This window comes from Chelatococcus asaccharovorans (genome assembly GCF_003201475.1).
Classification (GTDB): domain Bacteria; phylum Pseudomonadota; class Alphaproteobacteria; order Rhizobiales; family Beijerinckiaceae; genus Chelatococcus; species Chelatococcus asaccharovorans.
Genome location: NZ_QJJK01000014.1, coordinates 82,589 through 95,161 on the forward strand (window position 1 = coordinate 82,589; position 12,573 = coordinate 95,161).

Genomic DNA, 12,573 nt, shown 5'->3' on the forward strand with positions numbered 1-12,573 from the left:
AACATTCGGCCGGGACGCACTTGGCAGGGAAGCACTTGGCAGGGAAGCACTTGGCCGGGAAGCACTTGGCCGGGAAGCACTTGGCCGTGGCTCCGGCAAGGGGGACGTGACGGGCCGGACGGGTTGAACGGGTTCTGGGGGAGGGGCCGTCGGGGCCGTCGCAGAGCGGGTCGGCGAACCGGGCGGACCGGCCAGATCGCCTATATCGGTGGAGCCGGGGCGTTCCGCAGACGGCTTTTCCGTGGCGGGAGACATCTCTCGCTTGAAACTGCCCAGCGGATCCCGCGTCTGGGGCGGCGCCACCGCTGCTTTACGCCTGTCCGCCGCACCGGCCTGGCGCAGATCCGGCAATGGCGTAAATTGGGCTTCGCTCCGGCGCTGGCCGGCAGGTTCGGGGGCGCTCTCGGCCGTGGCTTCGCCCGCAGCGCTGCGACCGATCGCAGACAGCGCGACATCGAGGGGAAGCGGGGTGTGCTCGTCCATCGACGACGGCAGGTTGCCGACCGGTGCAAGCGCGCGCTGGCCGCCGCGCAGGATCCCGCTCTCTACGACGATGTCGGTCGGACCGCCGACCATCACGAGATGCTCGACATTGTCGCGTCGCAACAGGATCAACTGCCGCCGCTGATCGAGATCAAAGGTGTCGACCACCGCAAGGCGAGGCTGCCTGGTGCGCGACGAAGCCTGATTCGCGCCTCTGGCGCGGGGCGCGGTGATGCGACGCAGGACGACAGCAAAGGCGGCCAGGAGCGCGAATATGATGATCAGCGCGATAACATACTGAACCGCCGCTGAAATCTCTAAGCCAAAAAACGACTGCACTGCGCGTCTCCCGTTGGTCCCACCACCGGCATACGGGGATACTTCGAGACGTTGCAACACTACGGTTTTTGCAATGCAAGGTTAACCCACGGTTAATGCAAACCACATAGATTTTTTGCCACATCATCACCTCACGCTGGCGCTTCTTGGCGCAAACAGGCACAAAGCGGACGGACGCCAGAGCATGATCCGGGAGAAGTCGCCCTCGGGTTTGATCCGAGGACAGACCCGATTTTTCGATCAGGACACGCTCTCGATCGGCGAGTATAGGGGGCGTTCTCCCATCGCTCGGGTTATGCTGGAGGGGTGGAGGGTGCCTGCGAACGCGGGTGTCGGGGCTTTTTCATGCGGCTGGCTCGCCACCTGTGGCCGAGCTTGCCTTGGGGCGTGGACGCGATGATGCTCCCGATCCGTTGGAAGACGAGCGTCGTGCATAAGGGTCGTTTGCAGGCGGGCCTTCTGCATGAGGGCCTTTTGCATGAAGGCCTTTTGCAGGGGGGGCTTTTGGGGGATGGCCTTTTGTGCAAGAGCCTTATGGGCAAGGAAAGGGCTGGCGTGTCCGCTAGGGGCGATTGCGTGCGAAAGGTCGGGGGATGAGCGATACGAGCGTGAACAGGTCGATCGACCGATCTGACCGCCCAGGCCATGCCGGTTTCGTGCTGCTGCTCGCGATCGTTCTGATCGGCGCGGTTGTGGCTTTGAGCTTCGTTGCCAGCGATGCGGCGCAGCCGCTCATCGTCGGGTTCCTCGCCCTGCTTGCCATGGTTGGCGTGTTCAGCCTGTTCGGCCTCGCCATCGGTTTCGTGCAGCTTGCCGGCCGCGGCACCCGCAACGATCTGACCAAGCATCTTGCCGATACCGCGCCCGAGGGGATCGTCGTCGTCGGTCCGGACAGCCGCGTCATCTATGCGAATGACGCCTATCTGACGCTCTCCGGCACGACCAAGGCCGCGGATGTGCGCATCGTCGAACGGTTGTTCTCCGGCACCGCGGACGTGTCGGAAGCCATCTACCGTCTCGCGCAGGCGGCGCGCGAATCCCGGCCCGCGACGGAGGAGATACGCCTGCAGCCGGGCCTGACCGGCAGCGACGCCGGTTGGTATCGCGTGCGCGTTCGCCCCCTGCCGCGGCCGGGGGGGCGCGCGGCGACGGTGTGGAGCGTCGTGGACGTGACCCGCGACCGTGAACGTCAGGAGAATGTGTTTCAGGAACTCCAGCACGCCATCGACTACCTCGATCATGCGCCGGCCGGTTTCCTCTCCGTCGATGCCGACGGCGACATCGTCTATATGAACGCGACGCTCGCCACCTGGCTCGACCATGACCTCGCACAGGTGGGCTCGGGCGGGCTGAAGCTGGGCGATGTGGCGCCCGCCAACGCGGCGGCGCTGATTGCCGCCGCCAAGGGTGCGCCGGGCGACGTCCATACCGAGATCCTCGATGTCGACCTGCGGCGGCGGGGCGGAAAGTCTCTCCCGGTCAGGCTGTTCCACCGTGTCGCCATCGGTGCGGACGGCGCCATCGGGCCCTCGCGCACGCTCGTGCTCAATCGCTCGCCCGGCGAGGATGTCGCGGAGGGCCAGCGCGCCGCCGAAGTCCGCTTCGCGCGCTTCTTCAACAATACGCCCGTCGCCATCGCCACCGTCAGCCGCCATGGCGCGATCACAGGATCAAACGGCTCCTTCGCACGCCTGTTCGGCGCGGCGCTCGCCAAAAATGACAGCGCCGGCGAGCGCTCGCTGTTCGATCTGGTGGTCGAGCGGGACCGTGAAGCCCTGAGCAACGCGCTGGCCTCGGCGGCCGCCGGCCGGGACGAAATCACGCCGATCGAGGTGACCGTCGACGGCGACGGAGGGCGCTCGGCCAGGCTCTATATCACTGGCGTGGAAGACACCGAAGGAGACGGCGCGGGCGAGGTGGCGATCATCTATGCCTTGGAAACGACGGAACAGCGCGTGCTCGAAGCGCAATTCGCCCAGGCGCAGAAGATGCAGGCCGTGGGGCAGCTCGCCGGGGGCGTCGCGCATGATTTCAACAACGTGCTGCAGGCGATCATCGGCTATTCGGACCTCCTTCTCGCCAATCACCGTCCGACGGATCCCTCCTTCCAGGACATCATGCAGATCAAGCAGAATGCGAACCGGGCGGCGAGCCTGGTGCGCCAGCTCTTGGCCTTCTCGCGTCGCCAGACCCTGCGTCCGCAGGTGATCCAGCTCGGAGACAGCCTGTCCGATCTGTCGCTCCTGCTGAAGCGGCTTCTCGGGGAGCATGTCACCCTGGATCTGCGCCACGGCCGCGATCTGTGGCTCGTCAAGGCCGATGTCAACCAGTTCGAGCAGGTGGTGGTCAATCTGGCCGTCAACGCCCGCGATGCCATGACGGACGGGGGCACTTTGACGATCCGCACGGCGAATGTGCCAGCCGCCGAGAGCGAAAAGCGCGGCGAGAAGTCCATGCCGGTGGCTGATTATGTGCTGATCGAGGTGTCCGACACGGGAACCGGCATTCCGGCCGACGTGATCGACAAGATCTTCGAGCCGTTCTTCACCACGAAGGAGATCGGCAAGGGCACCGGGCTTGGCCTTTCAACGGTCTATGGCATCGTCAAGCAGACCGGCGGCTATATTTTCTGCCACAGCGAGCCTGGCGTCGGCACGACATTCTCGATCTTCTTGCCGCGCCACCAGCCGGTCGTCGTCGAAGAGCCGGTCAAGATCCCGGCTGGCAAGGTCGCCACGCCGGATCTGACGGGACGCGGCACGATCCTCCTGGTCGAGGACGAGGAGGCGGTCCGTGCCTTCGCCGCGCGTGCGCTCGCCACCCGTGGCTACACCGTCCTCGAGGCGGGCTCCGGCCGCGAGGCGCTGGCTGTCATCGACGAGCGTGATGCCCCGATCGATCTCGTCGTCTCGGACGTCGTGATGCCGGAAATGGATGGGCCGACCCTTCTCGGCGAGCTGCGGGCCAGGCAGTCCGACCTGAGGGTCATCTTCGTGTCCGGTTATGCGGAAGACGCGTTCCGGAAACACCTGCCGGAGGGTGAGGACTTCACCTTCCTGCCGAAGCCTTTCAGCCTGAAGCAGCTCATTGAAGCCGTGAAGGGCGCGATGGTCGTCCGCTGACGGCGCGGGGCAGGGCGCGCCGGGCTCGGGCGGTGGCGCCCGGAGAGAAACACAGGACGATGCAGGACGAGAGAAGGGGTCGGGGCCATGACCTCGGAGCATAGGGCGAAAGGGCAGGGTGCCCGGCACCTCGACAGCGTCGCGGTGATCGGGGCCGGAGCATGGGGCACCGCGCTTGCCATCACCGCCGCGCGGGCGGGCCGTTCCGTGCGCCTTTGGGCGCGCGAACAGGAGGTCGTGGCGAGCATTCGCGAGACCCGCGAGAATACGTTGTTCCTGCCCGGACATCGCATTCCTGAGGCGGTTTCCGTGGAGAGCGATCTGGCTGCCGTCGTGGCGGGGGCCGATGTCGTTCTCATCGTCGTTCCCTCCCAGTTTCTGCGCGTGACGGCTGTGGCGTTGCGCCCGCATCTCGGGCCGGGGACACCGGTTGTCATCTGCGCGAAGGGCATCGAGCGCGGCAGCGGCCTCCTGCTCGCGGCGGTCATCGAGGAAGCCTTGCCGGGCCATGCGCTTGCCGTGCTTTCAGGACCGACATTTGCGGGCGAGGTGGCTGCCGGCATGCCGACGGCCATCACGGTGGCTTCTGCCGATGCGGCGGCCGATCCGCAGACGTCGCTTGCGGCGGCTGTCGCCGTGGCGCTGGGGACGCAGACTTTCCGTCCCTATGTGTCCGATGACGTGGTCGGCGTCGAGGTGGGCGGCGCGGTCAAGAATGTGCTGGCGATCGCCTGCGGCATTGCGACCGGGCTCGGCTTCGGCGCCAATACCCGTGCCGCGCTGATCACGCGTGGGTTGGACGAGATCAAGGGGCTGGCGGAGGCTCTCGGCGGGCGCCGCGACACGGTGACCGGCCTTTCCGGCATCGGCGATCTGACCTTGACTTGCTCCAGCGAGCAGTCGCGCAACATGCGCTACGGTATGGGGCTCGCGACCGGCCGCTCGGCGGCGGAGATGTTTGGCGGCCGCCCGGTCGTGGTGGAGGGCGTCGAGAACGCGCAGTCGGTGACGGATCTTGCGCGGAGCCTGAATGTCAGCATGCCGATCTGCGAGGCCGTGCGGGCCGTGGTGCTGGACGGGCAGCCCATAGCCGATGTCATGGCGGCCTTGCTGACGCGTCCGTTTCGGGCTGAGCCTCATGGCATGGATCTTCGCCTCGCGCATTAAGGCAGGTCCGTCTGCCGCGGACGTGCTCCGCATAGAAATAGACGAATAAATTCAAAGATTTGCACGGAATTTGACGTTTCCATCCAGCTCGGATTTGCCCGAGGCTTCCGATCGCAAGGCGTGAGGCGCCCGTGGGCCGCTGCCGGGGCGTCTCAGCTTCGCCGCCGCGCTTCCCGAGCCCGATACGCCGGGTTTGCTGAAGAGAACAAAAAAAGAACTTGCGAAAGAGAACAAAAAGGGTACATTTTCAGGGCGGGTCAGATTGCCCACAAGCTTTCGCCCAGCGCTTCCCGCGTCGAACAAGTCCGTCTGTCGCGGACGTGCTCCGCATAGAAATAGATGAGTAAATTCATAGCCTTGATCGGTATCGGACGATTCCACTCAAGTCGGGTTTGCTCTAAGCGTTGAGTTTCATTCTCGCCTCGTGCCATAAGGACGACATTGATGTCCCAGTCCAGCTTGCGACTCGTGGAAGGCAGCTCCATGGATAAATCGAAAGCCCTTGACGCCGCGCTCTCGCAGATCGAGCGCGCTTTCGGCAAAGGCTCGATCATGCGTCTTGGCAAGAACGACAAGCCGATCGAGATCGAGACGGTTTCGACGGGCTCGCTCGGTCTTGACATCGCGCTGGGCGTCGGCGGGCTGCCGCGGGGCCGCATCGTTGAGATCTACGGCCCGGAATCGTCGGGCAAGACGACGCTGGCGCTGCACACCATCGCCGAGGCCCAGAAGAAGGGCGGTGTCTGCGGGTTCATCGACGCCGAACATGCGCTTGATCCCGTCTATGCCCGCAAGCTCGGCGTGAAGCTCGACGATCTTCTCATCTCGCAGCCCGATACCGGCGAGCAGGCGCTCGAAATCACCGACACGCTGGTGCGTTCGGGCGCCATCGACGTTCTGGTGGTCGATTCGGTCGCGGCCCTGACACCGCGGGCGGAGATCGAGGGCGAGATGGGCGATATGCAGCCCGGCATGCAGGCGCGCCTGATGAGCCAGGCGTTGCGCAAGCTGACGGCCTCCATTTCGCGCTCGAATACCATGGTCATCTTCATCAACCAGATCCGCATGAAGATCGGCGTGATGTATGGCTCGCCCGAGACGACGAGCGGCGGCAATGCCTTGAAGTTCTATGCATCGGTCCGCCTTGATATCCGTCGCATCGGCGCTATCAAGGATCGCGACGAGACCATCGGCAACACCACGCGCGTCAAGGTGGTGAAGAACAAGGTGGCGCCGCCTTTCAAACAGGTCGAGTTCGACATCATGTATGGTGAGGGCGTGTCCAAGGTGGGTGAACTCGTCGATCTTGGTGTCAAGGGCGGCATCGTCGAGAAGTCAGGCGCGTGGTTCTCCTATGACAGCCAACGGCTCGGTCAGGGTCGGGAGAATGCCAAGCAGTTTCTGCGCAACAATCCCGATGTGGCCGACCGGATCGAGATGGCCATCCGGCAGAACTCCGGCGTGCTCGCCGACCGCATTCTTGAAAATGCGGATCCGACGGCAGAAGATCTGGACGAGGGTGCGGCCTGATCTGCCAATTGACTTGAGCGTCATGGCTCGGCGGGCGGAGCTTGGGCGTGCATCGTCAGGGAGGCTGCTGCCGGGGTGTTGCGCGGGGGCCGCTTTTGCGGCGGTTCGCAGGTCACCATGCGAACCAGGCTATCGAGCCTATCGACAGGTTGATGCTGGCGCTCTAGAAACACCGGCTGTTGCCAAGCTCATCGCTTTCCCAGTATGTCCGCTTTTTCGGGCAGGGCTTCGCCCTCGAAAGAATGCCTGGCAGTGAGAAGGCGGCGCGAGGCGTGCCGTCGCTGGTGTGCGGATGTGGACCGAATGAGCGGCGTTAACGAGATCAGATCGAGCTTCCTCGACTATTTTGCCAAGAACGGCCACGAGGTCGTGCCTTCGAGCCCGCTCGTGCCGCGCAACGACCCGACATTGATGTTCACCAATGCGGGCATGGTGCAGTTCAAAAACGTCTTCACAGGCGTGGAGACGCGGCCCTACAAGCGCGCGACCACATCCCAGAAATGCGTCCGTGCCGGCGGCAAGCATAACGACCTCGACAATGTCGGCTATACCGCGCGTCACCACACTTTCTTCGAGATGCTCGGGAATTTTTCCTTCGGCGACTATTTCAAGGCCGACGCGATCGAGCTGGCCTGGAAGCTCGTGACCAAGGAATTCGGCCTGCCGGAGCAGAAGCTCCTGGTGACGGTCTTCTCCGAGGACGACGAGGCCCACGGCCTTTGGAAGAAGATCGCGGGCCTTTCGGACGACAAGATCATCCGTATCCCGACCTCAGACAATTTCTGGCAGATGGGCGATACGGGACCCTGTGGTCCCTGTTCCGAAATCTTCTACGACCACGGTGACCATATTCCGGGCGGTCCTCCCGGCAGCCCCGATGAAGACGGCGACCGCTTCATCGAGATCTGGAATCTGGTGTTCATGCAGTACGAGCAGCTCGCGCCGGGCAACCGCGTGGTGCTGCCGCGGCCCTCGATCGATACCGGCATGGGGCTGGAGCGAATCGCTGCGGTGCTGCAGGGGACGCATGACAACTACGCGACCGACCTCATGCGCGCGCTGGTCGTGGCGGTTGCCAATCTCACCGGCGTCGACCCCGATGGACCGCAGAAGGCGAGCCATCGCGTCATTGCCGACCATCTCAGGGCCTCGGCCTTTCTCGTCGCCGATGGCGTGCTGCCGTCGAACGAGGGGCGCGGCTATGTGTTGCGGCGCATCATGCGCCGCGCCATGCGCCATGCCGAGCTGCTCGGGGCGCGCGAGCCGATTCTCTGGCGGCTGGTGCCGGCGCTCGTGCGCGAGATGGGGCAGGCCTATGGTGAGCTGGTGCGGGCCGAGGCGCTGATCACCGAGACGTTGAAGCTCGAGGAGACTCGCTTCCGGAAGACGCTGGAGCGCGGCCTCACGATCCTCGAGGAGGAGACGCGGGCGCTGCAATCCGGTGACAAGCTGTCGGGCGAGGTCGCTTTCACTCTCTATGACACCTACGGCTTTCCGCTTGATCTGACGCAGGATGCGTTGCGGGCGCGCGATATCGGCGTCGATGTCGATCGCTTCAATGCCGCGATGGAGCGCCAGCGGGAGAAGGCGCGTGCCGGCTGGTCCGGGTCTGGCGAGGCGGCCACCGAGGCGGTCTGGTTCGGCCTGCGGGACCGGCTCGGGGCGACGGAATTCCTCGGCTACGACACGGAGACCGCCGAGGGCGTCATTACCGCTCTGCTGCGCGACGGTGTCGAGGTGTCGGAGCTCGAGCCGGGCCAGGAGGGCTATGTCGTCCTCAACCAGACGCCGTTCTACGGCGAGTCCGGCGGCCAGGTCGGTGATACCGGATTGATCGCCGGCGTCGGTTTGCAGGCCGATGTCCTCGATACGCAGAAGAAGCTGGGTGATCTGTTCGTCCACCGCGTCGTGGTGAAGAGCGGCGCGTTGAAGGTCGGGCTCCCCGTCGAGCTCACGGTCGATCATCGCCGCCGTCTGGCGATCCGCTCGAACCACAGTGCGACCCACCTTCTGCATGAAGCTTTGCGGCGCGTGCTCGGCGATCATATCGCCCAGAAGGGCTCGCTGGTGGCGCCGGACAGGCTGCGTTTCGACTTCAGCCATCCGAAGCCCATCTCGGAGGACGAGCTTTCGGCCGTCGAGACCATGGCCAACGCGGTTCTCCTGGGCAACAGCGAGGTCGTGACGCGCCTCATGGGCGTCGACGACGCGATTGCCTCTGGCGCGCGCGCGTTGTTCGGCGAGAAATATGGCGACGAGGTTCGGGTCGTGTCGATGGGCCGTGCGCCCGGTGGAAACCAGGCCTTCTCGGTCGAACTTTGCGGCGGCACTCACGTCGGCCGTACCGGTGATATCGGACTTGTTACAATCCTCTCCGAGGGAGCGGTGGCCGCCGGCGTGCGTCGCCTCGAGGCGGTGACCGGGGATGCGGCCCGCCGCTATCTCAACGAAGAAGCGCAGCAACTTAAGGCTCTGGCGGGCCTCCTCAAGGTTCCATCGGCCGATGCCTTCGGGCGCCTTGAGGTCCTGTTGGAGGAGCGCCGCAAGCTGGAGCGTGACCTGGCCGATGCACGCAAGCAACTCGCGACTGGGGGTGGCGGCGACGAGGCGACGAAGACCGTGGCCGGCGTCACCTACATGGGGCGTGTCCTCGCCAATACACCGGCCAAGGAACTCAAGGCGATCGTCGATGATGCGAAGAAGCGCATCGGCAGCGGCGTCGTGGCCTTCGTCAGTGTCGCCGAGGACGGCCGCGCGAGCCTGATCGTCGGCGTGACGGCCGACAAGGTCGATACCGTCAACGCGGTGACATTGGTCAAGGCTGGCTCCGCTGTTCTCGGCGGTGCCGGCGGCGGCGGACGGCCGGATCTCGCCCAGGCGGGCGGCCCGGATGGGGCCCGGGCTGAGGACGCGCTGGCGGCGATCGAGGCTGCTATCGCCGGCTAGGGCAAGTCCGTCTGTTACGGATTGGCCTTGCACGGGAATAGATAAGCAAATTCAGCGGCCTGGATGGTATCAGAGGATCTCATCCAGGCCGGATTTGCAGGAGCGCTCGTCCGCAGCGCTGCCGCGTGGGGTATTTCGCTCGCGCCTCACACCGCGCGGGGAACTATGCCGCGCCCACCCTCATCTTCGTCAGGAGAGCGGAGGAGGGGGCGCCGCAAGTTCGCTCAGCGTACGTTGCAAGTCGCTGGTCATGAACGGCTTTTCAAGAAAGCGGTGAAGCGGATCGTTGGGGATGTCGTCGGCGCCTGCGGCGTCGTTGCCGCTGATGAAAATGATCCTCAGTTCCGGCAGGCGTCGGCGGCACTCCGCGGCGAGGAGCGTACCGCGGATGTCCGGCAAGCCGATATCCGTGATGAGGATATCGATCGGCGCGCCGGTTTCCACGAAGGCGATCGCCGATTGCGCGTCGGCAGCCTCCTCGACAGTATGGCCGAGGTCATTGAGCAAGTCGCTTGTCGTGAGGCGCACGAGCGGATGGTCCTCTACGAGAAGGATGCGCAGGGCCTCTGTATCGTTCAACGATATGTCACTGCCCATCTGGAGCATCGCGCTTCGTCCTTGCCTTGCGCATCGCATCCTCCGGTACCTCCCAGCATGTGACCATACTTTCCCCGGCCGGTGTCCTTTAGGATCCGATGGGGCTGGATAAGGCGTCTAGAGCAAGTCCGTCTTTTGCGGACTTGCTCCGCTCAAAAATTAACGAGCAAATTCAAATGTTTAGATGGCATCAGACGATTCCATCTCAGTCGGATTTGCTCTAGTCAGTCAGGCTGCGCTCGAGACCGCGTCTCGCCGTTCAAAGCCGATCGTTCCAATCCTGGTGGGGACGCAAATTGCCCTGTTTGCTTGTCCGCTTGCTGTTCCGATGCCGTCGTCGCCGGTGCGGGCTGCCTTTTTGGTCGGATTCGTCCCACCGCTTGCGCCGACCCGCGATTGCGATGTCCTCACAGCTGAACCAGCTTACGCAAGGGCATCCATCCACGGGGCGTCTCCAGTGTCCCGCGTAAGGCACTATACAGCCATATCATCGCCACGCCTATGCTTCGCGTGGCGCTATGGGCGGGCGGCGGTCTTGCGATCGAACAGGGGAGTGAAGCTCGCCGGCAGGAGGCTCATCCGGCCTGGATCGACAGCGCGGATGCCCGCCAAGTCGGATTGCGCGTCGCTTCTATCGGAATGCAGATCCGCAACCGACGGACTTGCCCGGAGCATTTCGAGCGACGTGGACACCGGTTCGCGTGAAGACAATGCGTCGAAACAAAGACCTCGAGCATTTCCGGTGAACCGGACTTCGCCGGAAATGCTCCAGGACCAGTCGACATTCAAGAATTGCCCAAGAGATACCATTGTCATCACCGGGCTTGTCCCCGAAGTCGGGTGCACCCGATTTCGGTATTGATCAGGAACTCGGCAACAGCCGAGTTTCGCCGATGCCGACCGGAAAGGCGCCTCGGTTCATCGGGATGGCCGGGACAAGCCCGGCCATGACAGCTGAAAGCTGAATGTCGATTGCTTCAGGGTTCGCGCAGGTCTTGCCGGCACAAAAAAGCCGCCGGGCTTCCGGGCCCGACGGCTCATCGTCATGCGAGGCGCTCGCGATCGGAAGGCTGGATCAGGCGGCCATCGCCTTCTGCAGGTTCTCGTCGATCTTGTCGAGGAAGCCCGTGGTGGAGAGCCACGTCTGGTCGGCGCCGACGAGGAGGGCGAGGTCCTTGGTCATGTAGCCGGACTCGACGGTGTCGACGCAGACCTTTTCCAGCGTTTCGGCGAAGCGCTTGAGGTCGGCATTGTCATCGAGCTTGGCGCGGTGCATGAGGCCGCGGGTCCAGGCGAAGATCGAGGCCATGGAGTTCGTCGAGGTCTCCTTGCCCTTCTGGTGCTCGCGGTAGTGGCGCGTCACCGTGCCGTGGGCGGCTTCCGCCTCCACCGTCTGGCCATCCGGGGTCATCAGGACGGAGGTCATCAGCCCGAGCGAGCCGAAGCCCTGGGCGGCCGTGTCGGATTGCACGTCGCCGTCGTAGTTCTTGCAGGCCCAGACATAACCGCCCGACCACTTCAGGCAGGAGGCAACCATGTCGTCGATCAGGCGGTGCTCATAGGTCAGTCCGAGCGTGTCGAACTGCGCCTTGAACTCGGCGTCGAAGATCTCCTGGAAGAGGTCCTTGAAGCGGCCGTCATAGGCCTTGAGAATGGTGTTCTTCGTGGAGAGATAGACCGGATACTTGCGCGCGAGGCCGTAGTTGAAGGAGGCGCGGGCGAAGTCGCGGATCGAGTCGTCGAGATTGTACATCGACATCGCGACGCCGGAGCCGGGGAAGTTGAAGACCTCCTTCTCGATGACCGTGCCGTCCTCGCCCTCGAACTTGATGGTCAGACGGCCCTTGCCGGGCACCCTGAAGTCCGTCGCGCGATACTGGTCGCCATAGGCATGGCGGCCGATGACGAAGGGCTGGGTCCAGCCCGGTACGAGGCGCGGCACGTTCTTGCAGATGATCGGCTCGCGGAAGATGACGCCGCCGAGGATGTTGCGGATGGTGCCGTTCGGCGACTTCCACATGTCCTTGAGGTTGAACTCCTTCACGCGGGCCTCGTCCGGCGTGATGGTGGCGCATTTCACACCGACGCCATAGCGCTTGATGGCCTCGGCCGCCTCGACGGTGACCTTGTCGCCGGTGGCGTCGCGGTGTTCGATTCCGAGATCGTAATATTTCAGATCAATGTCGAGATAGGGGTGGATCAGCTTGTCTTTGATAAGCTGCCAGATGATCCGGGTCATTTCGTCGCCGTCGAGTTCGACGACCGGGTTCGCCACCTTGATCTTAGCCATTGATTGTCCCCTGCACGCTGGGAAAAGGAATTGGGTCTCGGTGTACAGATGCGCACGCCGATGTTCCGCTGCTTCTACAGCGCCATTCGCCGCGGGGGA

7 protein-coding genes are annotated in these 12,573 nt (G+C 64.0%); 5 read left to right on the top strand and 2 right to left on the bottom strand.

What is annotated here, in order from left to right; translation table 11 throughout:
- Window positions 1-360 precede the first annotated feature (360 nt).
- The 5 genes from C7450_RS34775 (at window position 361) to alaS (ending at window position 9,587) form a co-directional block, all read left to right on the top strand.
- The gene (locus C7450_RS34775) at window positions 361-795 is read left to right on the top strand and encodes a hypothetical protein (RefSeq protein ID WP_245450151.1); all 435 of its coding nucleotides are present in this window, start codon (window positions 361-363) and stop codon (window positions 793-795) included.
- A 620-nt stretch (window positions 796-1,415) separates the two neighbouring features.
- The gene (gene cckA, locus C7450_RS27655; RefSeq protein WP_110377717.1) at window positions 1,416-3,944 is read left to right on the top strand and encodes a cell cycle histidine kinase CckA; all 2,529 of its coding nucleotides are present in this window, start codon (window positions 1,416-1,418) and stop codon (window positions 3,942-3,944) included.
- An 87-nt stretch (window positions 3,945-4,031) separates the two neighbouring features.
- On the top strand, window positions 4,032-5,111 hold the full coding sequence (locus C7450_RS27660; RefSeq protein ID WP_110377718.1) for an NAD(P)H-dependent glycerol-3-phosphate dehydrogenase: 1,080 nt from the start codon (window positions 4,032-4,034) through the stop codon (window positions 5,109-5,111).
- A 444-nt stretch (window positions 5,112-5,555) separates the two neighbouring features.
- Window positions 5,556-6,641, top strand: coding sequence for a recombinase RecA (gene recA / locus C7450_RS27665; RefSeq protein ID WP_110377719.1), 1,086 nt, complete (start codon window positions 5,556-5,558; stop codon window positions 6,639-6,641).
- A 303-nt stretch (window positions 6,642-6,944) separates the two neighbouring features.
- On the top strand, window positions 6,945-9,587 hold the full coding sequence (gene alaS / locus C7450_RS27670; RefSeq protein WP_110377720.1) for an alanine--tRNA ligase: 2,643 nt from the start codon (window positions 6,945-6,947) through the stop codon (window positions 9,585-9,587).
- Between the two features lie 189 nt (window positions 9,588-9,776).
- Here the strand turns inward: alaS and C7450_RS27675 are convergent, their stop codons facing one another.
- Together C7450_RS27675 and C7450_RS27685 are read right to left on the bottom strand one after the other, a co-directional pair.
- Window positions 9,777-10,166: a response regulator gene (locus C7450_RS27675; protein WP_170147480.1), complete on the bottom strand. Its 390-nt coding sequence runs from the start codon at window positions 10,164-10,166 to the stop codon at window positions 9,777-9,779.
- A gap of 1,093 nt (window positions 10,167-11,259) precedes the next feature.
- Window positions 11,260-12,474, bottom strand: a complete 1,215-nt coding sequence (locus C7450_RS27685) for an NADP-dependent isocitrate dehydrogenase (protein ID WP_110377723.1) — start codon at window positions 12,472-12,474, stop codon at window positions 11,260-11,262.
- Window positions 12,475-12,573 lie beyond the last annotated feature (99 nt).

Coding starts and splice junctions, on each gene's coding strand:
- cckA (WP_110377717.1), top strand. CDS start 1,416: ATGAGCGATACGAGCGTGAACAGGTCGATCGACCGATCTGACCGCCCA.
- C7450_RS27660 (WP_110377718.1), top strand. CDS start 4,032: ATGACCTCGGAGCATAGGGCGAAAGGGCAGGGTGCCCGGCACCTCGAC.
- recA (WP_110377719.1), top strand. CDS start 5,556: ATGTCCCAGTCCAGCTTGCGACTCGTGGAAGGCAGCTCCATGGATAAA.
- alaS (WP_110377720.1), top strand. CDS start 6,945: ATGAGCGGCGTTAACGAGATCAGATCGAGCTTCCTCGACTATTTTGCC.
- C7450_RS27685 (WP_110377723.1), bottom strand. CDS start 12,474: ATGGCTAAGATCAAGGTGGCGAACCCGGTCGTCGAACTCGACGGCGAC.